The organism is Cohaesibacter marisflavi, assembly GCF_900115225.1.
In the GTDB taxonomy this organism is placed as follows: Bacteria; Pseudomonadota; Alphaproteobacteria; order Rhizobiales; family Cohaesibacteraceae; genus Cohaesibacter; species Cohaesibacter marisflavi.
This window is the reverse complement of record NZ_FOVR01000006.1, coordinates 205,684-227,813: the sequence shown is the minus strand read 5'-3', so window position 1 is coordinate 227,813 and position 22,130 is coordinate 205,684. Positions and strand designations below refer to the sequence as shown.

Sequence of the window (22,130 nt, the reverse complement as noted above, 5' to 3'; positions counted from 1 at the left end):
GCCGGTGCGCAGGAGTCTGCGCTGTGACTTAATATCGCATATAAGTGTTTTACCTAGGGTGAATGCTTATATGGGAGTAAGATGCAATCCTTGCTACAAAGGAGTCAGATCATGACTGTGAATGTTGGAAAGCTCGATCGGATCATTCGTGTGATCGTGGGTATCGTCTTGCTTGCGATCGTCTTCATCGGACCGCAAACCCTGTGGGGCCTGTTGGGAATCATTCCACTGGCGACCGGTTTGTTCCGCTTCTGCCCGCTTTACACCCTTATCGGGTTCAATAGCTGCCCGGCGTCTGAAAAGACAGATGCCTGAATAGATAGGGTCATTCCCGCCGGATATTACCGAGATTTGGGTCTCAGGTAGTGCCGGTTGCTATGAAAACGCCCGCCCCGGATCAGTATCTGGAGCGGGCGTTTGCTATTTTGCGCGGAGCCTATCCCCTTTGAAGTGGCGTAAGGCGCGACCCGCGCTTTCTAGTGTTGCACAATGTTGGCGCGTGGAGCCAACCATGGCAGCAGGGCGGCAAAGCCGAAGACGACGGTTATGATGCCGAACATTTCCAGCGTCGAGAGCAGCACACTCTGATGGTAGATCGTGTAGCTGAGGCTGCCGACAGCTGCGTCGTGGGACATCCCTCCTTGCATCATGTCGTTGATGACCCGGTCGGTGTTTGGCATCATGTTAACGAGCTCATTCTGCTTCACGCGTGCGGTATTCTGCCATTGGGTCTGCACCAGAGACGTGGCAAAGGCCCCTGCGAGCGTTCGCATGAAGTTGGAGAGCCCGGCGGCGTTGGCTTGCTCATGGGGCTCCACGGTGGCCAAGGCCAGCCCTGTGACAGGGACGAAGAACATCACCATGAATGGCCCAGTGAAGAGCGTTGGCCACGCCATTTGCATGAAGGTTACATCACTGTTGAAAGTCATGCGCCATGCCATCATCGCGCCAAGCCCCAAAAGGCCCGTCGAGAGAATTATGCGGGCATCAACCACTTCGACCACCTTGCCAACAATGGGTGCAGATACCATGGCCAATATGCCCATGATGCCGGTGGCATAGCCAGCCCAGGTGGCGGTGTAGCCCATATTCTGCTGCAGCCACAAAGGCAGGATCACCACTGAGGCGAAGAAGGCGGCAAAGCCCCCGGCAAAGGTCACCGAGGCAGCCGTAAAGCCCCTGTGCCTGAAGATGCGCAAGTCTACGATGGGGTTTTCATCGGTCAACTCCCAGATCAGGAACGAGAGGAAGCCTATGACGGCAATCGCTCCGAGGATGCAGATTTCCGGCGAGGAGAACCAATCCTTGTCTCGCCCTTCTTCGAGCATGACTTCCAAAGCCCCGACCCAGATGATCAGCAACCCAAGGCCGACGGCATCAATGCGCGCCTTGGTTTTGGGGTCTGGCTGATGTCTGAGGAAGGCCCAGACAACCAGGCCTCCGATAATGGCTACAGGCACCTTGATATGGAAGATCCACTGCCAGCCATAGCTATCGCAGATGATGCCACCTAGAATAGGGCCTGCAATCGGGCCGATAAGGGTCGTCATCGCCCAGAGCACCGAGGCCGCTGTGGCTTTCTCCTTGGGGAAGATGCGCATCAGCAGCATCTGGGAGAGAGGCATGATGGGGCCGCCAACCAGACCGAGCATGACGCGCCCGAGAATGAGTGTGTTGAGCGAGCCGGCCATGCCGCAATAAAGGGAGACCAGCGCAAAGGCAAAGAAGCAGAAAATGAAGGTTCGGGCGGCACCGAACTTCATGGCCAACCAGCCTGTCAGAGGCACAGTGATGGCTTCCGCCACCGCGTAGGAGGTGATGACCCATGTGCCTTGCGACATGGAAACACCCAGAGATCCGGCAATCGTTGGGACCGATACGTTTGCAATCGTGCTGTCCAGCACGACAAGAAAGTTGCCTGTGCCGATCGCCAGAGCAGCAATTATTAGGCTGGCCCCTGTTAGGGGCCGGCTGTTGCTGTCATCGTTCGTCATCTTTTTATGTCCTTTATGTCCGACTACTCAGCGACATGAATGTCGGCTTCCATGGACAGGCCCACTTCCAGGGGATGGTCTTTCAGTTGTTCTGGATTAAGTGCGATGCGGACCGGTAGGCGTTGGACCACCTTGATCCAGTTGCCGGTGGCGTTCTGGGCAGGGACGGCGGAGAAGGCAGCGCCGGTCCCGCCAGAGAAGCCCACAACGGTGCCCTCAAATTCGACATCGCTGCCGTAAAGGTCGGAATGAAGGGTCACAGATTGGCCCGGCTCAACCTTTTCCAATTGCACTTCCTTGAAGTTGGCATCGACATAGACCTCGTCAAGGGGGACGACGACCATCAGGCGCATGCCCGGCTGAACCCGTTCTCCGACCTGCACGCGGCGCATGGACACGACACCGTCGACCGGTGCGCGAATGACCGTGCGGTCCAGATTGACTTGAGCCTGATCTCGTTGAGCCTTGGCGACCAACACTTGGGGGTTGTTCTCCACTGATGCACCTTCGATCATGGCTGCGTTGGCCATTTGCTGACCTTCCGCGGCTTCAAGTCCCGCGCTTGCCGCTTCGAGAGCCGCTTCTGCTGCTCCCAGATTGGCCTCGGCATTCTTGAAGGCGGTTTCGGCCATGGTCAGCTCATCGCCAGAGACGGAGCCGTTTTCGACCAGAGTCTGGCGGCGTTCGAGGTCGATCTTGGCCTTGGCGAAATTGGCCTCGGCCATTTCATGTTGGGCTTCAGCGCGCTTCTGATCGGCCTTGCGGCCTTCGATCTGGGCGAGCAGGGTCTTGTCCGTTGCGTTCAGAGCCTTGACGGCCCGCAGCGACTGCTGATAGCCGGCTTCGGCCTGTGCCAGATGCAGCTTGGCGTCGGTATCATCCAACACCACCAGAATATCACCTTTGGCGACATGCTGGGTATCGCTGACGCGTACTTCCTTCACCGGAGCGGCAATCAGTGGTGTGATGCCTGCAATATCTGCGCCCACATAGGCGTTGTCGGTGATGGCATGCTTGGACGCATAGAGCGTGTCATAGGCGTAGTAGGCGCCAGAAAGGGCCGCTACAGCGACGAAGAGGCCAAAAAACAGGGGCCAGCGTTTGCTTTTCTTTTCAGGCATTTCTGTCTCGCGATCCTCATAGATCTTTTCGATCTTGTTCTCGAGTTTTACATCCGTTGGTACTTTTTTCATGTCACTCACTTGGTTTTCTCCATGTCACGAAAGCCTCCACCAAGAGCACGGACCAACTGAATATCGAGCGCAAAACTACGCGCTCTCAGAGCAGCCGCGGCACCGCGGGCGCCAATCATGGCGTCCTCGGCGGCTAGGACTTCAAGATAGGTTGCAAGGCCGCCTTCATAGCGGTTCTTGACAATGTCATAGGCATTTTGCGCCGCTTGCACGGCATTGCGGGTTGCTCTCAGGCGCACGGAGAGCTGGCGTTTGCTCACCATGGCGTCGGCAACATCTTTGAGCGCTCTTGTGAGCGTCTGATCATATGTCGCGACCGCCATCTCCTGGCTGGCTTTGGATCTCATGAAACCAGACCGCAGGCGTCCTCCGTCCAGAATCGGCAGAGAAACCGCCGGGCCGATGGAGCCGAGCGTTGCGTCTCCGGCATGTAGCATGTCTAGGCCAAGGGCCTGTCGGCCAATCATCGCCGTCAAGTTGACGTTCGGGTAGAAGGAAGCCTTGGCCTCATCTACGCGTTTGACAGCTGCCTCTGCCCTCAGACGTGCGGCAACAATATCCGGGCGGCGTCCCAGAAGGTCGAGCGGCAACTGGTTTGGTAGGCCATAATAATGACCGCCGTTGACCCTTGGACGTTTGATGGACAATCCTCGGTCCGGTCCTTTGCCCAGAAGAGCTGCCATCTGGTTCTTTGCCAGAGCGATATTCTCGTCAATGGCAGCAAGGCGGGCGATCGTGCTTTGCTGGTTGGATTTGGCTCTTTCGAGTGCGCTTTCATTTTCAAGCTGCTGATTGAAGCGGGACTGCATCAGCTTGAGACTGTCGTTGCGGACACGCAGGGCGCTGGAGGCTGCATCACGGCTGGCATAAAGCGATGCTAACTGCGCATAAGCCTGTGCGATACCGGAGGAGACGGCAAGGCGCGCTGCTGCAGCCTCTGCTTCGGCTGCTTGCTGTTCGCCCTTGGCGGCGGCCAGTGCGGCCCGGTTCTTGCCCCAAAAGTCGATTTCCCAATTAAAGTTGAGCGTCGCGATGCCGCCATCATTCCAGCCTTGAGGCACGAATGCTTCATCCATCAGATAATGGTAGCTCTGGCGTTCCTGATCGACAGACGCCTGCGCACCAACATTGGGAAGCAGGCCGGCCTTGGACATGCCGGTCGCGGCTTTCGCCAATTTGAGGCGCGCCTGTGCCAGCCGAATATCGTTGGCTTGCGAAAGGCCTTCCTTCATCAACTGGTTTAGCTGTTTGTCTTTATAGGCTTCCCACCAATGGTCAGATGGCCATTGGGCAGCGCTGGAAAGGAGCGACTTTCCGGTCTGATAGCTTTCAACCGATTTCATCTCGGTGAGCGGGGTGTCTTTTGGCGGAATGGCGCAGCCAGCCAAGAGAATGAGGATGCTCAGGGCCATTGGCGTGGCGCGATGGTGGTTCAGATTGAAATGCGACATAGTTGGGAAATCCAAATTGGGTTCAGGGTGCGGTAAAACCGTACAGTACGTTTTAGTTATATTCTTCACTTGCGCTCGTCAAGCTAAAACTGTACTCTTGTGTTCACTTATAGGGAGTGTCGCATGCGCGTTAAGACAGATGAAAAACGGCTCGAGATTCTGCAGGTTGCTGCCAAAGTCTTTGGCCAGAATGGCTATCATGGGGCCAGCATGTCAGCGATTTCTGCGGAGCTTGGGGGGTCAAAAGCTACACTTTATGGTTACTACAGTTCTAAGGAAGAATTGTTTGCCGCCGTGCTGATGCAGTCATTGGATGATCAAGGAACCGCTGTATTCCGGATTTTCGAGGACCGGGACAATGATGATCTGGCGGGTCAGTTGAAAAAATTCGGACGCGACTATCTGGACTTCATCACCGATCAGGAAACCATGGCGCTTTTTCGCAGCGCCGTTTCTGAAGATTTCGAAGGTAAGCTGTCTCAGTTGCTTTATAAGAACGGTCAGGGACGTGGCTGGGGTGAGGTGGAAGACTTTATGGCGCTCAAAATGCAGCAGGGGGCCATTTCGGGGCCTTCTGCCCAAATTGTCAGCCTGCATCTAAAGGGGCTGTTAGAAAGCGGAGTTGCCGAGCCGATTATGTATCGTTGTCCCCCATTGCTTGATTTCGATCTCGCGGTTGATGCAGCTGTCGATGCGTTCATGAATGCCTATGGCGGGGCTGGCTGATGGGCATACAGGTTGTTTTGCATTATGTGCGCGTGATCCTGCGCTATCTTTGCCGCCGGCAACGCTCAGAGCAATAGAGAACCTGCGGCCAGGAACGCACCCATTTCTTGCGCCAGTTGAATGGCCTGAGGCATGCCGGACAGATTTTGCTGGGTAGAGGCGGCTTGCTCCTGCTCATAGGCGCTGGCTCCTCTTCTTTTCCTTAACGACTGCCATAGCGTTTGTTGCTGCCAAAGAAGTCCATTGGCGGCGTAATGAAATATTTTCATTTACACTATGGCTCTACCGGAACTTATACGGGTTTGAACCGTTGATCGGATGATACCATTTTAAGGAAAACAACAAGGGATCGGGACGAAGGGGTTTGCAAGAAAATCCAGCCTGCTCCCTTCATTGATTTCATTATTTTCAGGAGAGCCCAATGAAAGATAGTTATGATATTGCCGTCATCGTGGGGAGTTTGAGAAAAGACTCCATCAACCGCAAGGTCGCTAATGCGATCGTCAATCTGGCCCCGGAAAGCTTGTCTTTCCGTTTTGTGGAAGTGGGCTCATTGCCCTTCTATAATCCGGATCTGGATGGCGAAAATGCACCCGAAGAATGGAAATCCTTCCGCGCGTCTTTGGCGCCTGCCGATGGCGTTTTGTTTGTAACACCGGAGTATAACCGTTCTGTGCCTGCTGCCTTGAAGAATGCGCTTGATGTCGGGTCGCGTCCTGCTGGCGAGAGTTCCTGGTCTGGTAAACCTGCGGGTATCGTATCTGGGTCTCTGGGCGGTATTGGCGGCTTTGGCGCCAACCATCACTTGCGCCAGTCCCTGACCTTCCTTGATATGCCTGCCATGCAGCAGCCAGAAGCCTATATCGGCGCATTCGGTGGTCTGTTTGACGATAAGGATCAGATGACAAATGACGGTACGCGGGACTTCCTCAAGCAGTTTGCTGCGGCCTTTGCCGACTGGGTCAAGCTGCACGCCAAGTAAGCCCGCTTTGATCAGAGTTTGTTACTGCTAGCGCATAAAAAGCCTGCCCGGAATGGGCAGGCTTTTTTGTTTGGCTGTTCCAGTTCCTCAAGTGTTGAACTTGAAGAGCATGACGTCGCCGTCTTGCACAATATATTCCTTGCCTTCGTCGCGGGCTTTGCCAGCTTCTTTGGCCGCTGTTTCGCCACCAAGGGTCACATAGTCATTAAAGGCGATGGTCTGGGCGCGGATGAAGCCGCGTTCGAAATCGGTATGAATGACACCGGCGGCCTGTGGGGCCTTGCAGCCTTTGGTGATGGTCCAGGCGCGGGTTTCTTTCGGGCCAGCTGTGAAATAGGTGATGAGGTGCAGCAGGTCGTAACCGGCGCGGATCATGCGGTCGAGACCGGGCTCTTCCAGGTCCAGCGTTTCCAGGAATTCTTCCTGTTCTTCTGCATCCAGCTGAGAGATTTCAGCCTCGATCGCTGCAGAGATGACAACGGCGCCTGCGCCCTGTTTTTCTGCCATGGCTTCAACAGCCTTGGAGAATTCATTGCCCGTGCCAGCGCTTTCCTCATCCACATTGCAGATATAGAGGACGGGTTTTGTCGTCAGCAGGTTGAGATCGTTGACGGCCTTTCGTTCTTCATCGTCGGCCATGTCGAGCATACGGCCCGGTTTGCCATCATGCAGCAGCTCAAGCAGGCGATCCATCAGGGCGGCTTGCGCCTTGGCGTCTTTGTCTCCGGTCTGACCGCGCTTGCGCAGGTTGGCCACACGGCGCTCAAGGCTCTCCATGTCAGAAATCATCAACTCGGTTTCAACGGTTTCAGCGTCGGTAACCGGATCGATCTTGCCTTCCACATGGGTGATGTCTTCATCTTCAAAGCAGCGCAGCACATGCACAATGGCGTCCACTTCGCGGATGTTGGCCAGAAACTGGTTGCCCAGACCTTCGCCCTTGGATGCACCGCGCACGAGACCGGCGATGTCAACAAAGGTAAGGCGGGTCGGGATGATTTCCTTGGAACCGGCAATCTTTGCGATGGCATCCATGCGCGGATCCGGAACGGCAACATCGCCCGTATTCGGTTCAATGGTGCAGAAGGGATAGTTGGCTGCCTGTGCCGCTGCGGTTTTCGTTAGCGCGTTGAACAGGGTGGATTTGCCGACATTTGGCAATCCCACGATACCGCATTTAAAACCCATTGCTCTTAATCCTTGTTTCTGGTGACCAGCTGTTTCAGCGCTTCGGCCATCGCATTGCGTGGGGGCTCCGCGTTTTTGTCGGAGCGGGCGCTGTTGCTGCCCTTGTTCGGTTTATCCGAGCTGCTTGATGATGCCTTGCTGCCTGGTTGGGAGGGCTTTGTGTCAGCGCTTGCGGATTGTGACTTGCTTTTCTTGTGGCCATTGACGGGAGGGGCCAGCCTCTGGTTGAAATCCGTCATGAAGCGGCCCAGATCATTCTCGATGAGGCTCTGGGCTGTGTAGGCCAGAGCGTCGAGTGTTGGCTCCAGCCACTCTCTGTCCACTTTGGCGAAATCGCCTAACACCCATTGGGTGACCCGTTCCCGGCCCGGATGGCCGATCCCCAGACGGATGCGGTGGAAATTGTTGCCGATATGCGCACCAGTCGAGCGCAGGCCGTTATGCCCGGCGACGCCGCCGCCCAGTTTGGCCTTCACCTTGCCGGGGTTGAGATCCAACTCATCATGATAGACATAGACGTCTTCAGGCGGGATCTTGTAGAAGCGACAGGCTTCCGAGATCGCACGGCCGGATTCATTCATGAAGGTGGTAGGCTTGAGGAGCAGGACTTTATTCGAGCCGATAAGGCCTTCGCTGACCTCACCCTGAAACTTGCGGCGCCATGGACCGAAATTATGCTGGCGGGCAATCTCATCGACTGCCATGAAACCGATATTGTGGCGGTTTCCTGCATATTGGGGTCCGGGATTGCCAAGTCCGACGAGCAGATACATGGATTAACCTCCCGAACCCTGAACTTGTGGGGTCTGAAACGCAGAGCCGATTACTCAGCTTCTGCTTCAGCGCCTTCTTCTTCTTCACCTTCAGCTGGTTCGTTGAAGCCAGCAGGTGCTGCGATGGTAGCGATGGTGAAGTCGCGATCGGTAATGGTCGGGTTCACACCTTCCGGCAAGGTCGTTGCGGAAATGTGGATCGAATCGCCAAGATCGGCTTCTTTCAGATCGAATACGAAGGATTCCGGAATATCGGTTGCCGGGCATTCAACTTCGACGTCACGACGAACGATGTTGAGGGCGCCACCGCGTTTCAGGCCTGGGCATTCTTCTTCGTTGATAAATTCAACTGGAACACCAACAGTGATTCTGGTGGTGCGTGAAACACGCAGGAAGTCGACATGCATCGGGAAGTCACGGATGACGTCGAGCTGGTAGTCGCGAGGGATCGCGCGGATCTTGTCACCATCCACATCGATGGTCACGATGTGCGTCAGGAAACCGCCCTTATGGATCTGAAGGTTGGTTTCCTTGTAAGGGATAGCGATGGAGATAGGATCTTTCTTGTCGCCATAGATGACGGCAGGGATCTTGCCTTCGCGACGCAATGCACGAGCGGACCCCTTACCGACCCGGTCACGGCGTTCTGCTTTGAATTCAAAGTTAGCCATTGGATATACTCCTGAAAAAATAGAAAAAAGGCCGAATGTTCGGCCCCGCTGCTGCAACTCCTCCAAGGGTGTAGAGGCAGCTGGAGGGCTTATAAGACATAAGGGTGCTATTGGCAAGCGGTGGTAACGCAGAAATCAGCGATTTTTCGCGGCGACCTTTGCCCGTCCTGTTATCGGAGCCGGACAGGCTTGTCTGGCCTATGCAATCAAACTCTCATGCAACGGTGTTGCCGGCAACTGCGATCATTAAAGCAATTCGTCAAAAGCCCCATCAAGGAACGGCTTGAATTTGAGCCATTCTTTGGAACTGTTTTTGTAGATTGACTTTCTGACCTGCAAATTCGATGCGGTTTTGACCATGCGGCTGTTTGCATGAGGAGACAGACAAGCATCCTGCCAGTCGAGGTTCAAATAGCTGATCAGCTTTCTGATTTCAGTGTCATGGTCATTGGTCAGAGCATCATAATCGACTTCTATTATCCGGTCGCCATATGTCTGGTTCCAGAAGGTCATGAGGTCTTCATATAGCTTATAGAAGCGCACGACGGCTTGAAGATCATAACTGTATCCCAAACCGTTGCCGACGAAGCATGTCTTGAAATTAGACCAGCAGATCGCTGCTGCATCGCGCTTCACATGGATGATCTTCGCTTCGGGAAGCGCCGAACAGATAAGGCCGATCTGGCGGAAATTGTAGGGCATTTTGTCGGTGACATATGCTTTGCCTTCGGATGCTCTTTTCAGTTCCGACAAGTATGTCTGTCTGAAAATCTGTAAATTTTCAGTCGTTGCAGGAACGGTTCCCAAGCTGATTTTTAAACCCAAGTTCGTTGCATAGTCGAGTTCGCCACCTCCATGGACGTCACCATGGCTCGAAATGATCTGCTCAATCAATGTTGTGCCAGATCGCGGCATGCCGAGAATGAAAATCGGTGTGACAGTCTCATCGTCTCGGGAAGGAACCAATGCTTGTGCTTTGATGCCGGGCGCTGACTGCCGGATCTTTTCGAAAAGCTCTTCATCCTTTTCGATAGTGTAGTGCACACGGTTGATCTGCAGTGCGCCACCCGCTTTATAATGCTTGAGAGACTCCTCCAACTGGCCTGTTTCTTCATGGATTTTTGCCAGAGTGTAATGTAGCAGGATCTTGTCCTTGCTTGACAGATCCTGCTTGTTCAAAAGGCCTTCGATGAAGCCGATTTGAGGATCATCTGGAGTGTGGTCTAAATAGGAACCAATATTATGGAGCGTTTGTGCGTCATCTGGCTTGATGGACAGCGCTTTTGTGTAAGCCTCCATAGCCTTGTCGGGCTCGCCGGCCGATGTAAAGATAACGCCGAGATTGGTGTAGGCGCTTACATGCTCGGGGTTGAGAGACAAGGCTTTGTTGCAAGACGCAATGGCCTCCTCGATGTGACCTTGCTCATACAGGGCCGTTCCGAGATTGCTATGGGCTTCGGAAAATGCGGGACGATGGCGTATGGCCTTTTGGAATGCCTCGGTTGCCTCGTCAATTTTTCTTTGTTCCAGATAAACTGTGCCAAGATCATTGTTGGCCTCGGGCAGGTCTGGCTTTATGGACAGGACCTTTCGGTAAGCACTCTGCGCCTCTTCCATCTTTTCAAGATCCTGCCAGCTGCGGCCCAGGTTATACAATGCCTCGGGAAATGCCGGATTGATCGACAGGGCTTTCTGGTAAGCTGCAATTGCTTCGGTCAGCTTGCCCTGTTGGCGAAGAGCATTGCCGATATTGTTGTGGGCTTGCGGCAGATCCGGCTTGATGGATAAAACCTTCTGAAACGAAGAAATGGCCTGCTCGTGCAATCCCTGCATTTGCAGGGCGTATCCTTTGTTCAGGTGAGCCTCGATATAGTCTGGCTTGAGAGAAATTGCTCGATCAAAGGCAGCTATGGCCTGATCGAGCTTTCCAAGCTGGATGGAAGCAATACCGTGAATATACCAGATGACAAACACATCGGGGCGTTGCTTGAGGATTTCCTGAGACTGGTCAATGGCATCTTGGAAGAAGCCTTTGGAAAGCAATCCACCCAGTGTCCTGATCGTTTCGTTGATGTGGGTGTTCGCGCCTCTTATTTTAATCTGCTTTTCCAAGAGAGCTAACCCCTGAACTGCGCGACTGTTGCCGGGGAAGACTTCCAATACAGTCTGATATAGCCTTCTCGCTTCGGAATAATTGCCCTTTTGGGCCAAGGCTTGAGCATTCTTGAGGGTGAGATCTACTTTTAGTTTTGCCAACGTGAATAGCCTTCAACAGTGAAAAGCGGAGATGTAAGATCAGACTTTGGCAATCTCAAGATGTGAAACAACAACTGCTGCCAAAGAATGAGCTTTGTATTGGGCGATGTGAAACGGCCCTCAGAATAGAAACAACCTTGAGCTCTTGGTACGTATAATTGTCAATAAGATGTGGTCAGCACACGTCATTGAGGTGGGCATTCTATCGGGGGATGTGTCGAACAAATCAGACAGGATGGCGGTAATTTACTCCAGATTCGCAGCAACGCAAGGAATGATTGTTATCCAATTGTAACCAAGCGTTTTCCGCGAGTTGGAGAAGAGCGTAGTCCCGGCCAATCAAGTAAATGACTCTGGGGAAGGGCGCTCAAACAAAAAGCCCGCAGCATCAGATGAGACTGCGGGGTTATCGATTTTCGCGCTAACAGGGAGGGGGCTGAAGCAGCTTGAGCTATCCCGTGACTATTCAAGTGCTATTCCGTTTGAGGCACTATATTGGGCTCGATATGGGAATATCCAATCAGATCAAGCATCTTTTTCAGTTCTGGCTGCGTCATGCTTAGGTCGATATTCTCCGTTGTAAATGCTGTGATTTGACCGCTGCCATCATTGGGCAGGCGCATTTCCAGAACCAATTCTTCGGCTGGGTCCAAAAATACTTTATCTGGACAAGCTCTCTCGAAAGCAAATCGCAACCATGGTAAATGTGTGCTGGAGAGCGTATAGGCGGCGACCCCCATTTGTTGGGGTGTCAGGTTGCTCATATAGTCTCGCACACGCGCTTCCGTCCTGTCAGGATCTGAAACGAAGATGCCTGTTTCCACCAGCTCATCGATCAAGGGAGATGCGTTCGCAAAGCTGGCTTTGAGAGACGAGGGCTTTAAACGCTCAACAAACTCTCTTAGCTTTGGATCAGTAACCATTGCCTCTACGCCCAGAATACAGAAATTGCCGTATTCGGCAGCTCTTCTGACGGGCGGAGTTACGCCATATAGCTCCAACTCAGGAAAGGCTTCCTGCAATCGCTCCATAACAACCATGCTTAGCACATTGGCTGCGACAATGACTTTTTGGGCCCCATGAGACTGCAAGAAAGAGACGCTCTTTCTTCCTGTCTCAAATAGCTGATCTGGTGTCTTTTTGCCGAGAGGAAAGCTTGCTCGATCTGCAAACCAGATAATATCCTGATTGGGATAATGCTTCTTGACGGTTTCAACTATCCCAAAGCTGCCAATGCCAGCGTCGAAGATGCCCACCGGGGTTCCTAATTGATCCATACTGTTATGGCTCCAGAGAAACAAAAGCCCACAGCATTTATGCGATGCTGTGGGCAAATTTATTTAAGTTCCTTCGACATTTCGCGCCGAAAGACTTCAGCGTGCTGCCTAGTCGAACAGGGATGAAACCGACTGTTCGTTGGCTGTGCGGGAAATGGCTTCGCCGAGCAGGTTGGCGACACTCAGAACGCGGATGTTATGGGCGTTCAGAACCGCTTCAGTCGGCTCGATGGAATCGGTGATGACCAATTCGCGCAGCTTGGAAGCGGTAATGCGGGCAACAGCTCCACCAGACAGAACGCCGTGGGTGATGTAAGCTGTAACCGATGCTGCACCCTTGTTGATGAGGGCTTCTGCTGCATTGCACAGGGTGCCGCCGGAATCGATGATGTCGTCTACGAGTACGCAGTTGCGGCCTGTTACATCGCCAATGATGTTCATCACTTCGGATTCACCGGCGCGTTCACGACGCTTGTCGACGATGGACAGCGGGGCGCCAATGCGTTTTGCCAGAGCGCGGGCGCGAACCACGCCGCCAACGTCCGGAGAAACCACCATGACGTCTTCGACTTCGTTGCGTTCCAGAATGTCGCGGGAGAAAACCGGAGCGGCATAAAGGTTGTCAGTCGGAATGTCGAAGAAGCCCTGAATCTGGGCTGCATGCAGATCGAGTGTCAGGACGCGATCTGCGCCCGCATTCGAGATGAGGTTGGCAACCAGTTTTGCCGAGATTGGTGTTCTCGGGCCGGGTTTCCGGTCCTGGCGTGCATAGCCGAAGTAAGGCACGACCGCGGTAATGCGGCGTGCTGATGCGCGGCGCAGAGCGTCGATCAGGATCAGCAGTTCCATCAGATGGTCGTTGGCCGGATAAGAGGTTGGCTGAACCACGAAGACATCCTGTCCGCGCACATTTTCGTGCACTTCGATGAAGATTTCCTGGTCCGCAAATCGTCTTACGGAAACATCGCTGATTTCAATGCCGAGATAATCGGCAATGCGTTTGGTGAGAGTCGGATTGGAATTGCCGGCGAGAAGTTTCATGAACCTTATGCCCTGTCGCTTCGCAAGATTGGGGGAGCCGTTGGTCGGGGGATGGCTCCTATGGGCCCCTGATTAACAATCCCCTTTTCAACGATTGAGACTTTCAAAAGTTGAAAAACTGATTGCTTGAAAACTATTGGAGTGGATGCCGCGTTCCTGGAGGATGCGCTGTATTGTAGGGGCCTTGTAAACAACGAACCCCCGTCTTGTAAAGTTTATGTGACGCAGTGAACCGCTTTTTTCTCTAAAAATAATGCTAAAAAATGAGCCTCCGGCCCGCTTTCGGGTCGAAGGCTATAGGAAGGTCTTACGCCTTTCTGTCCGAATTGCCGTCAGACCTTGAATTCGGCAACGGACTGGACAAGGCTCCGGGATACCTTTTTGAGCGATTGAGCACGGTCTCTTGTCTGGCTGGCGTTGCTTTCGCCGCTTCTGGCGCGACCATTCAGAATGCCGCTGGTTTCAGATAGGCCTTTGGAGGCGGTCGACATATCGTTGGCTGCCATCGAGATCTCGCCGATGCCGGAGGACAGTCCGGTGATTCTGTTGGTCATGTCCTCTGCCATGGAGCTGATCTGAGACGTGCTCTGGGCGATGTTGGAGGTCGACTGGCTTTGCTGATGAGTCGTCTCGCGGATCGTTTCCACGCCTTCGCGAATGGCCAGAATGATTTTGGAAACCTCATCGATGCCTGTCTGGGCACTGTTGGAGCCGCTCTGGATGCGGTTCACTTTTTCCTTGATTTCTTCCACGGCCTTGGAGGTCTGTACCGCTAGCTGCTTAACCTCGTCGGCCACAACGGCAAAACCTTTGCCCGCTTCGCCCGCGCGGGAGGCTTCAATGGTGGCGTTGAGGGCCAGCAGGTTCGTCTGGTTTGCCATATTCATGATGAACTGCACAACCACGTCAATTTCTTTGGATGCAGCCACCAGTGCTTCCATGGTGTCGTTGGCATTGGACGACAGATTGGCTGCCTTGAGTGAGATTTCCGAGGCATTGTCCGCGCTGGAGGCGATCTCCTCCACAGACTGGGCGAGATGGCCCACCGTATCGGATACTTCGCGGATCTCGTTGGACATGCTGCGGGCCGAGGAGACGATTTCCTCGCCATATTTGGCCATTTGTGATGAGGTGCTCTGGGCCGAGCCGATGCGGCTTTCAACGCCGGAGACCACTTCATGCATGCTGGAGGAATGACTGGCCAGCATTTGGGAGTTGTCGGTGAATTCCTGCGAGATCTCAACCAGATTTTGCGAGGTTTCGTCCACGGCCTCCGCCTGTCTGGATATTTCGGAGACGAGGTGATGGACCTTGTCGACAAAAGGGTTGATCACCTGGGCTAGCTCGCCCATTTCATCCCCGGAGCTTTCGTCAAAGCGGCTGGTCAAATCGCAGGTGCCTTCGGTCATTTCCATCAGCTTGCGCTGTAACTCGCCAGTGCCGAGGGTTGCGCCATGTTCGGAAATGTTGAGGCCGCGCAATTCGTCTTCAGCGTCGACACGCAGGCCGACGGTCATATCAATCAGTTTGAACATGACGATGGCAGCAGTGAAGGCCCAGACAAAGCAGAGCAGCACGCCTTGTCCCTGAACCAAAAACTGGTCAACACGGGAGCCTGCGGCCAACTTGCTGTCAATGGCAAAGGGAGCGACTAGCAGGGTGCCCAATGCACCGCCCACACCATGAACCGAGACGGCGCCGACCACGTCATCCAGCTTCAGTACGCCAGCGATGAAGTCTTCGGCAAGGCATACGGCAAGGCCCGCGATGATGCCGATCATCACGGCGCCATGCGGATTGACGGCATCGCAGCCTGCGGTGATGGCGACCAGCGCCCCGAGCATGCCGTTGATGGAGCGGCTGGGCTCGAACACGTCATCCTTGACCCAGCCAAGCAGAAAGCCTGCCGTGCCGCCAAAGACCGCTGATAGCAAAGTGTTGGCAATGATGCGGGCAAAGTCCGGCGTTCCTGCCGTTGTGGAGCCACCATTAAAACCGATCCAGCCGAACAGCAGAATGATGGCCCCGGCAGAGGCAAGAACGATGGAATAGCCCTGGATCTTGTTGGGCGTACCGTCTCTGTTGAAGCGACCGATGCGGGGGCCGATGATGATGATGCCAGCCAAAGCCACCCAGGCTCCGACCGAATGGACGACCGAGGAGCCTGCAAAATCGATGAAACCTTTGTCCGCGAGCCAGGCGGTGTTGTCGCCGCTTAACAGGTTGCCCCATGCCCAATGGCCAAAGACCGGATAGATGATCATGGAAATGAGCACAGAGCTGGCGAGATAACCGGTAAAAGTCATACGCTCGGCCACCGCGCCGGAGACAATGGTGGCGGCAGTGCCGACGAACACGGCTTGAAAGACAAAGAAGGTGTAATTCCAGTCGGGGAAAGAATCCCACGCGAACAGATCGGTTTGCCAACCGATCCAGCCGCCAAGACTGGTGCCAAACATGAGCCCGAAACCAAGCAGGTAGAAAAGGGAAATGGAAACCAGAAGGTCGAGAATATTCTTCTGGGCGACGTTGATGGAATTTTTCGAGCGCACCATGCCGCCTTCAAGCAAAAGGAAGCCAACCTGCATGAGCAAAACCAGCGCGGCGGCCGTCATGGTCCAGATGTGATCCGAGTTGACCTGCTGGGCGTGTATACCCTGTGCAATCTGGTTTTCAAGCTCGGTAATACGTGCCTCAAGCGCTGGCGTGGCCATGGCACTTGCAGATCCGAATAGAAAAGTAACAAAAGATACTGTAATACTACTGATATAAATAAAGCACGACTTTCGCTGCTTTATTGAAGAGAAGTATTGCATTATTTTATTCCCCTATAAAATTGCTTTATTTTTGTCAGGGATGATATTTTGTTGTTTTTTAAACGTGGTTAACAAACTAAAAATCAAGTATAGAGAGACAATTTGTCGCGCTGTTGTGCCGAATAATACAATTTTAAAATTATAGTTATTCTAGATATCGGAAAAATATATTGGATTTTTGCCAATTTCCGAATTTGTGTCGCCTCCACTAAGGTGATGCATAGAAAAGCGCCCGCTGAGATCTGTGGGCGCTTTTGGGCAACTTGATTATTGTAAAGCTGTGCTGTTCTAGATGCTGGCGTGCCAGGTTTTAAGCTTGGCGGCTGTATCCGTTGCCACCTTGTCCAGAACTGGGCCGGTGACGCTATCCCATGGATCGGAAGAGACCATCTGGGTCTTTTGCGTTCCGGTTACGCGATTGACGCGTTTGCCCTTCGCATCGAAAATATCCCAGACATAGGAGACCACGCACTCGGAGCCGGATTTGCTGGCAGAGAAGTAGCCCTTGATCCGATGGGTGACCTTGCTGTCGGTGCGCTTGACCACAGGCAAGGACTGTTGTGCCACGCGCATGCCAAGCGCTGTTGCCAATTCGCGGGCAACACGGCTGGGTGCGCCAACCATAGGCTCGAATGTCAAGACCGCACGAGAGGCAGGAGCCTGATATTGCGTGGCTGGCTGGCTGGTGTTGGTGCTGGTCGCGTTGGGAAGGCTGGTGGCCGGGGGAAGACCTGCCGTGTCTGCTGCGGCCAGATTGGTTATGCCATCCTGACCGGTTTCATCAGCAGGAGCCTCTGCCGGTGGCAGGCTTTCCAGAATGGAAGGAGGGGTGTCTCCAATTGCTCCGGGAGGTGTGGGGGCTCCTCCGCTGGCGCATGCAGTTACGAGCATCGCCAGAGAAACCAAAGCTGAGACTCTGCTCAGTAAACCCAGGTGTTGATTATGCATGGTATCATCACTCCGCATTTCTGTGCGCTCAATGTCATTTTTGCCCAATGGCCTCATTGGCAAAAAGAAGGAACGGGGTCGGTTCACTTGAGCCAAGCGGACCCTGTTCCTGTTGCGTTGTGACCCTATCAAACAGGATTTGTTTTAACTCTTCTTTAAGAACAATAAATTGTTACCGAACAATCAATTCCAGTGGCAGTTTCGAGAGTGATTCTGGCTCGGATTCCGTCGTCAGATATGTCTGCCCCAAGGTCATGGCTACCTGTTCGTCGCTATCCATGATGATCATATGCGCAAACAGGGTCATGTTCGGGCAGATGGCATATTCGTTGCCGCGATAGATCAAGGGCCAGTCCATCCAGTTGGGGGCAAAACGGGCACCAACGCTATAACCGCAGGCATTGAGGCGATGGGCATGGGCGCCCATTTCATCGATAACCTTGGCGTGGGTATCAAAGATGTCGCCAATGACGTGACCCGGACGCATGACCTGTTCCACCGCCAGCAGCGCTTCTTTGGCAATTTCATACAATTCCAGATGCCTTGGGGATGGTCGTCCGATGACGAGGGTCCGCATTGCAGGTGCGTGATAATGGCGGAAGGCGCCGGACCATTCGATGGTCAGCTGATCTTGCGCATCAAGGGTGCGGCGGCCGGTCTTATAGCGGCAGAGCAGGGCAGATTCCGATGATCCAATAGAGAAATGGTTGGCTGGATAATCGCCGCCATGTTCCAGAACGACGCCTTGCATGGTTGCCAAAATTTTGCCTTCGTCGGCGCCGGCCTTGATGAGCGGCAAAGCCTCGGTGAAGGCAAGGTCGGTCAATTCTGCAGCTTTGCGGGTATAGGCAATCTCTGCGCCGGACTTGATGGCCCTCAGCGGAGGGATGATTCTGGAAGCGTCCTCGGTGTCGGCAAAGGATTTGAGGGAATCGTCCAGCGTTTTGGCATCTTTGCCCGTTAGCCCGTGGGCGTCATATTCGATGCCGATGCGGCTGCCCAGAAGGTCCAGCTTTTCCAATAGGCCACGCAGTTGTACCGCCGGTGAGGCTTTCTTCTTCTTGCGGTCCGCCCAGATATGGATGGTGCCGATATTGGATGTCTGTTCGGCCTGGCGTACGTCGGCTGAACGGGTCAGCAGATCGGTGCTGCCATCCTTGCGCAAGACCAGACACTGGAACAGATTGAAGCCCGTTGTGTCATAGCCGGTGAGCCAATACATGGTTTCTTGAGCGAAGATCAGCATGGCATCGAGTTTGCGATCTGCCATTTTCGCCAGAAGAGAGGCCTTGCGGCTTTCGAATTCATCCGATGAAAAGTGTAGCGCCATGAGAAGCTCCTTGGTTGGCGGGCTCAAACCTGCCGGAATATAAATGGTCAGATGATTGCTATTGCTGAAATCAATCGGCCATAGTCGGGTTCATTGCGGTGTGTCGTCCGGCGATAGCTGAAGAACAGCTCTTCTTCGCCATAGGTGCAACGATCGAGATTGATCGCGGTGCCAACACCGCTTTCCTGCAATCTTGATAATATGAAGGCTGGCAGATCAAACTGCACATGTCCATCCCTTTTGCCCGCGCTGAAAAAGCGGTTCCAGCTTGCGGATCTTTCAAGGAAGCGGTCCATGAAGGCCTGATCGACCTCGTAATTGTCACGTGAAATGGTGGGGCCGAGAATGGCGGTGATGGCTTCAGGCTTTGCTCCCAGCTCGCACATCTTGTCGACCGTATCGGCGATGACGCCTTCAAAGGCGCCGCGCCAGCCAGCGTGGGCCGCAGCTACGACGCCTGCCTGCTGGTCTGCGAACAGAAGGGGGCCGCAATCAGCGGTCAGGATTGCCACGGCAAGGCCGGGTGTGTTGGTGACGAGCGCATCCAGTTTTGGCGTTTCGCCTTCTCTGAAGGGGGCGTCGACGATCATCGCATCGGGGGAGTGGACCTGATAGGCGGTGACAAGCCTGTCGCTGGCAACGCCGAGGCTTTTGGCCACCAAAGCGCGATTTTGCCTTACCTGCTCTTTGTCATCGCCCGAGCCGAAACCGCAATTGAGGCTATGATACGTCTCTTTCGAGCTGCCGCCTCTGCGCGTGAAAAATCCGTGCGCTATGCCATCAAGGGCCTCAAGTGACGGATGTTGAATGCGCATGCTGTCTCCCGATTGTCGGTTAAGTTGGGTGTGCGGTGGGCAAGATCTTATCAAAGAGTCTTTTCCTTTGAGGGGGAAGTCAACAGGAAAAAGAGACTAGTGAGACGCCCTGTCACATGAAAATACCCGTATTTCTCTATCTCCGCTTCCGCCCCGCTCACTATGTGAGCGTAGCTGGTGGCAGAGATGTCCCCTCAGGCATCAGGGCAAGACATTTGAACAGACTTCCCATTTGCTCTGGGCTTGCGAGACGCTCAACCGCTTGTGATAGTCTCTCTTGCACTTGCTGGCTCTGCCCGGCTCCAATTTGCCCGGCGCGCTGCAAAAGCCCCATGGCAAGCAGGAAATTTCCTTGTGTCATCACCGGTGGGGCAATCATTCGGCTGACTGGAGCTTTAGCGAATTCTTCCTTTGCGCGATTGCGTAGAGCAGTAAAATTCACATGCGCCGTGAGGTCGTGCGCGCCGGGATCGGCGAGCGGATCAGCATAGGCGTGGTGGCGCATGGCCTGAAAGGTGTCCCCATATGCGGGGGTATCATAGCCATAGTCGATGAAGAGCCCTGCGCCGCCATGGGAAGCAAGATGAGTGCTAATGCTGCCCATCATCGCGTCGCTGGCAGGCGCGCGCTCGAGAATGGCGCCGTCTTCAGCTGTCTCTTGCGGGGTGCCCAAGCCGCGGACAGGGCCAAGGCCGAAGCATAAGTGATCCTCAGCGTAGAGCCCGATCACCCGTTCATGCCAATGGCCTTTGTGAAAGACCCATTGATGGATAGGTAGGCAATCGAAAAATTCATTGCCGACTATAAACAGAGGGGCTTCTGGCAGACTGGCAAAATCTGTGTGCCACTCTTTGGAGGCGTCAAAGTTTGCCAAGGCTTTATTCTGCTCACGCTTCAATGTCGGGCTGATCTCAACAAGATGCACATGCAGATGCATGGCGGCGTCTCTGTCAGTGGCTATGGCGCGGATCATGTCGCTCATCAGCGTGCCGCGACCAGGGCCGAACTCGACCAGATGAAACGGCTTCGGGCGGCCTGACTGTTGCCAGATGGCAAGCATCCAGATGCCCAGCAGCTCGCCGAAAAGCTGGCTGATTTCCGGTGCGGTTATGAAATCTCCTCCGGAACCGATCGGCTGCTGGCTTGTATAATAGCCATCTTGCGGATCTGAGAGGCAGAGACTCATATAATCGGCAACGCTGATCGGGCCGGTTGCCCGGATCATGCGCTTGAGGCGCTCTTTTAGAGAGGTTCGTGCGTCTTTACCCATCGGATCGCTTCAGCTGGGCATGGATGATCATGGCCAGACCGGCGAGGATCATCGGGGCCGAGAGCCACATGCCCATTGTGGTACCAAGGCTGAAATAGCCAAGCTGGCTATCAGGCACCCGCACCAGTTCCACCAGTGAACGGAAAATCGCATAGAGAATGGCAAACAGGCCGGCAACGGTTCCCGGCTTTTTCAATGCGCCTGTCCAGTGGCTGAGGACGCGCAGGATGATGAACAGCAGGAGCCCTTCCAGTGCCGCTTCATAAAGCTGACTGGGGTGGCGCGGCTCCGGTCCGCCATTGGGGAAGACAACGCCCCACGGAAGGCTGGTGGGGAGGCCCCAAAGCTCTGAATTGATGAAATTGGCAATGCGTCCGAAAAACAGCCCGATGGGAGCGGCCATGGCGACAAGGTCGAACATGGACAGAAGCGAAATGCTCTTGGCACGGGCAAACAGGATCATGGCCAGTGTGACGCCAAGGAAGCCGCCATGGAAGGACATGCCGCCGGTCCATAGGGCCAGTATCTGCATGGGATGCTGTAGATAGGCATCGAGATTATAAAAGAGGACATAGCCCAGCCGACCGCCAAGAATAATGCCGATGGTGGCCCAGAAGACAAAATCATCCAGAGCTGCAGCCGAAAGAGGGCTTTCGTTGCCCGGCCAGAGCTGTTGTCTGGCAGCAAGGCGCTTGGTGTAGAACCACGCAAGCAGAATGCCCACGATATAGGCGATGGCGTACCAATGGATCTGGATCGGCCCAAGGGACAAGAGCACAGGGTCGATCATCGGGAAGGGAATGGCCAGAAGGGTCACGGCTCTGCCTTTTGAAAATGCTTCGGTATGTCTGGATTTGTTGGTTTATCGACGTCAAGTCAAGGGAAACTGCAAATATTCATTGTGAAATACGCATGGGGCATTATATCTGGAGATAAAGACAGATCTAAGGCAGGATGGACGCAAGCCAGCCAAATCATGGGCTTGCCGCGCCAAGCGAGGGGAAAGTGTTATGACACAGACAAACAATCGGCTTTTTGATGAATTCGCCAAATTGATGAATGATGCCGCCGGTGTTGCCCAAGGGGTGCGCGATGAGGCAGAGGTCGCGATTCGTGCGCAACTGGAACGCCTGATGGGCGACATGGATCTGGTGACGCGCGATGAATTCGAAGCAGTCAAGGCCATGGCCGTTGCCGCGCGCGACGAAAATGACAAGCTCTCGGCGCGTCTTGCCATTCTTGAGGAAAAGCTCGGTGTGTTGGATGATCTTTCTTCCATCGATGGCGCTGATCTTGATGGCTCCGATAAGGCTCCTGAAAAGGAATAAGGTGCCTTATCGCGCATTGGTTTCGTCACGGATGCGTGGCGCGGGAAAGCCCGTCTGGTTTCAGGCGGGCT

The 22,130-nt window shown here is 54.2% G+C and carries 20 protein-coding genes and 1 pseudogene; 4 read left to right on the top strand and 17 right to left on the bottom strand.

Annotated features, from left to right (window positions below; genetic code table 11):
• The first annotated feature begins 111 nt into the window (after positions 1-111).
• Positions 112-315 (top strand): YgaP family membrane protein, encoded by a 204-nt coding sequence (locus BM258_RS13490; protein ID WP_090073095.1) that lies wholly within the window; start codon positions 112-114, stop codon positions 313-315.
• Between the two features lie 161 nt (positions 316-476).
• Here the strand turns inward: BM258_RS13490 and BM258_RS13485 are convergent, their stop codons facing one another.
• From BM258_RS13485 to BM258_RS13475, 3 genes are read right to left on the bottom strand one after another with little or no spacing between them, the layout of a single operon-like run.
• Positions 477-1,994, bottom strand: a complete 1,518-nt coding sequence (locus BM258_RS13485) for a DHA2 family efflux MFS transporter permease subunit (protein ID WP_090073093.1) — start codon at positions 1,992-1,994, stop codon at positions 477-479.
• A 23-nt stretch (positions 1,995-2,017) separates the two neighbouring features.
• A complete protein-coding gene (locus tag BM258_RS13480; protein WP_175528066.1) occupies positions 2,018-3,187 on the bottom strand; it encodes an HlyD family secretion protein in 1,170 nt (389 codons plus the stop codon).
• 5 nt (positions 3,188-3,192) lie between these two features.
• Positions 3,193-4,638, bottom strand: coding sequence for an efflux transporter outer membrane subunit (locus BM258_RS13475; protein ID WP_210186746.1), 1,446 nt, complete (start codon positions 4,636-4,638; stop codon positions 3,193-3,195).
• Between the two features lie 123 nt (positions 4,639-4,761).
• On the opposite strand from BM258_RS13475, the gene BM258_RS13470 reads away from it, so the two are divergent.
• Positions 4,762-5,364: a TetR/AcrR family transcriptional regulator gene (locus BM258_RS13470; protein ID WP_090073091.1), complete on the top strand. Its 603-nt coding sequence runs from the start codon at positions 4,762-4,764 to the stop codon at positions 5,362-5,364.
• Positions 5,365-5,407: 43 nt separating this feature from the next.
• On the opposite strand, the gene BM258_RS13465 is transcribed toward BM258_RS13470, so the two are convergent.
• A complete protein-coding gene (locus BM258_RS13465; protein ID WP_090073089.1) occupies positions 5,408-5,542 on the bottom strand; it encodes a DUF2256 domain-containing protein in 135 nt (44 codons plus the stop codon).
• Positions 5,543-5,785: 243 nt separating this feature from the next.
• Here BM258_RS13465 and BM258_RS13460 point away from each other — a divergent pair, with 243 nt between their 5' ends.
• Positions 5,786-6,346: an NADPH-dependent FMN reductase gene (locus BM258_RS13460; RefSeq protein ID WP_090073087.1), complete on the top strand. Its 561-nt coding sequence runs from the start codon at positions 5,786-5,788 to the stop codon at positions 6,344-6,346.
• A gap of 87 nt (positions 6,347-6,433) precedes the next feature.
• Here the strand turns inward: BM258_RS13460 and ychF are convergent, their stop codons facing one another.
• The 13 genes and pseudogenes from ychF to lgt form a co-directional block, all read right to left on the bottom strand.
• On the bottom strand, positions 6,434-7,534 hold the full coding sequence (gene ychF, locus BM258_RS13455) for a redox-regulated ATPase YchF (protein ID WP_090073085.1): 1,101 nt from the start codon (positions 7,532-7,534) through the stop codon (positions 6,434-6,436).
• A 5-nt stretch (positions 7,535-7,539) separates the two neighbouring features.
• A complete protein-coding gene (gene pth, locus BM258_RS13450; RefSeq protein ID WP_090073083.1) occupies positions 7,540-8,307 on the bottom strand; it encodes an aminoacyl-tRNA hydrolase in 768 nt (255 codons plus the stop codon).
• Positions 8,308-8,357: 50 nt separating this feature from the next.
• Entirely contained in the window at positions 8,358-8,978 is a 621-nt protein-coding gene (locus BM258_RS13445) for a 50S ribosomal protein L25/general stress protein Ctc (protein WP_090073081.1), read from the bottom strand.
• A gap of 246 nt (positions 8,979-9,224) precedes the next feature.
• Positions 9,225-11,090, bottom strand: coding sequence for a tetratricopeptide repeat-containing sulfotransferase family protein (locus tag BM258_RS13440; RefSeq protein WP_244544698.1), 1,866 nt, complete (start codon positions 11,088-11,090; stop codon positions 9,225-9,227).
• A gap of 9 nt (positions 11,091-11,099) precedes the next feature.
• A pseudogene (locus tag BM258_RS25085) lies at positions 11,100-11,234 on the bottom strand (hypothetical protein); the annotation flags it as partial.
• A gap of 473 nt (positions 11,235-11,707) precedes the next feature.
• Positions 11,708-12,490: a glutamate racemase gene (locus BM258_RS13435; RefSeq protein ID WP_210186745.1), complete on the bottom strand. Its 783-nt coding sequence runs from the start codon at positions 12,488-12,490 to the stop codon at positions 11,708-11,710.
• A gap of 129 nt (positions 12,491-12,619) precedes the next feature.
• Positions 12,620-13,552: a ribose-phosphate pyrophosphokinase gene (locus BM258_RS13430; protein ID WP_090073075.1), complete on the bottom strand. Its 933-nt coding sequence runs from the start codon at positions 13,550-13,552 to the stop codon at positions 12,620-12,622.
• A gap of 332 nt (positions 13,553-13,884) precedes the next feature.
• Complete coding sequence (gene amt, locus BM258_RS13425) at positions 13,885-16,266, bottom strand: ammonium transporter (RefSeq protein WP_175528065.1); 2,382 nt, start codon at positions 16,264-16,266, stop codon at positions 13,885-13,887.
• A 390-nt stretch (positions 16,267-16,656) separates the two neighbouring features.
• On the bottom strand, positions 16,657-17,316 hold the full coding sequence (locus BM258_RS13420; protein ID WP_139229275.1) for a hypothetical protein: 660 nt from the start codon (positions 17,314-17,316) through the stop codon (positions 16,657-16,659).
• A gap of 172 nt (positions 17,317-17,488) precedes the next feature.
• On the bottom strand, positions 17,489-18,646 hold the full coding sequence (locus BM258_RS13415; RefSeq protein WP_090073071.1) for a M24 family metallopeptidase: 1,158 nt from the start codon (positions 18,644-18,646) through the stop codon (positions 17,489-17,491).
• A gap of 47 nt (positions 18,647-18,693) precedes the next feature.
• Positions 18,694-19,461: a peptidoglycan editing factor PgeF gene (pgeF, locus tag BM258_RS13410; protein WP_090073070.1), complete on the bottom strand. Its 768-nt coding sequence runs from the start codon at positions 19,459-19,461 to the stop codon at positions 18,694-18,696.
• Between the two features lie 160 nt (positions 19,462-19,621).
• Complete coding sequence (locus BM258_RS13405; protein WP_090073068.1) at positions 19,622-20,731, bottom strand: class I SAM-dependent methyltransferase; 1,110 nt, start codon at positions 20,729-20,731, stop codon at positions 19,622-19,624.
• Positions 20,724-21,521 carry a prolipoprotein diacylglyceryl transferase gene (gene lgt, locus BM258_RS13400; RefSeq protein WP_090073156.1) on the bottom strand — a complete coding sequence of 266 codons (798 nt, stop codon included), beginning with the start codon at positions 21,519-21,521 and terminating at the stop codon, positions 20,724-20,726. The genes BM258_RS13405 and lgt overlap by 8 nt, the downstream gene beginning before the upstream one ends.
• A 220-nt stretch (positions 21,522-21,741) precedes the next feature.
• Between lgt and BM258_RS13395 the strand changes: the two genes are divergently transcribed.
• Complete coding sequence (locus BM258_RS13395) at positions 21,742-22,059, top strand: accessory factor UbiK family protein (RefSeq protein ID WP_090073066.1); 318 nt, start codon at positions 21,742-21,744, stop codon at positions 22,057-22,059.
• Positions 22,060-22,130 lie beyond the last annotated feature (71 nt).

What these genes read in the sequence shown, in the direction of transcription:
- lgt (WP_090073156.1), bottom strand. Translation starts at nt 21,521, where the DNA reads ATGATCGACCCTGTGCTCTTGTCCCTTGGGCCGATCCAGATCCATTGG.
- BM258_RS13460 (WP_090073087.1), top strand. Translation starts at nt 5,786, where the DNA reads ATGAAAGATAGTTATGATATTGCCGTCATCGTGGGGAGTTTGAGAAAA.
- BM258_RS13430 (WP_090073075.1), bottom strand. Translation starts at nt 13,552, where the DNA reads ATGAAACTTCTCGCCGGCAATTCCAATCCGACTCTCACCAAACGCATT.
- BM258_RS13485 (WP_090073093.1), bottom strand. Translation starts at nt 1,994, where the DNA reads ATGACGAACGATGACAGCAACAGCCGGCCCCTAACAGGGGCCAGCCTA.
- BM258_RS13405 (WP_090073068.1), bottom strand. Translation starts at nt 20,731, where the DNA reads ATGGGTAAAGACGCACGAACCTCTCTAAAAGAGCGCCTCAAGCGCATG.
- BM258_RS13480 (WP_175528066.1), bottom strand. Translation starts at nt 3,187, where the DNA reads ATGAAAAAAGTACCAACGGATGTAAAACTCGAGAACAAGATCGAAAAG.
- BM258_RS13445 (WP_090073081.1), bottom strand. Translation starts at nt 8,978, where the DNA reads ATGGCTAACTTTGAATTCAAAGCAGAACGCCGTGACCGGGTCGGTAAG.
- amt (WP_175528065.1), bottom strand. Translation starts at nt 16,266, where the DNA reads ATGGCCACGCCAGCGCTTGAGGCACGTATTACCGAGCTTGAAAACCAG.
- BM258_RS13490 (WP_090073095.1), top strand. Translation starts at nt 112, where the DNA reads ATGACTGTGAATGTTGGAAAGCTCGATCGGATCATTCGTGTGATCGTG.
- BM258_RS13465 (WP_090073089.1), bottom strand. Translation starts at nt 5,542, where the DNA reads ATGAGCAGGAGCAAGCCGCCTCTACCCAGCAAAATCTGTCCGGCATGC.
- ychF (WP_090073085.1), bottom strand. Translation starts at nt 7,534, where the DNA reads ATGGGTTTTAAATGCGGTATCGTGGGATTGCCAAATGTCGGCAAATCC.
- pth (WP_090073083.1), bottom strand. Translation starts at nt 8,307, where the DNA reads ATGTATCTGCTCGTCGGACTTGGCAATCCCGGACCCCAATATGCAGGA.
- BM258_RS13395 (WP_090073066.1), top strand. Translation starts at nt 21,742, where the DNA reads ATGACACAGACAAACAATCGGCTTTTTGATGAATTCGCCAAATTGATG.
- BM258_RS13470 (WP_090073091.1), top strand. Translation starts at nt 4,762, where the DNA reads ATGCGCGTTAAGACAGATGAAAAACGGCTCGAGATTCTGCAGGTTGCT.
- BM258_RS13475 (WP_210186746.1), bottom strand. Translation starts at nt 4,638, where the DNA reads ATGTCGCATTTCAATCTGAACCACCATCGCGCCACGCCAATGGCCCTG.
- BM258_RS13420 (WP_139229275.1), bottom strand. Translation starts at nt 17,316, where the DNA reads ATGCATAATCAACACCTGGGTTTACTGAGCAGAGTCTCAGCTTTGGTT.
- pgeF (WP_090073070.1), bottom strand. Translation starts at nt 19,461, where the DNA reads ATGCGCATTCAACATCCGTCACTTGAGGCCCTTGATGGCATAGCGCAC.
- BM258_RS13415 (WP_090073071.1), bottom strand. Translation starts at nt 18,646, where the DNA reads ATGGCGCTACACTTTTCATCGGATGAATTCGAAAGCCGCAAGGCCTCT.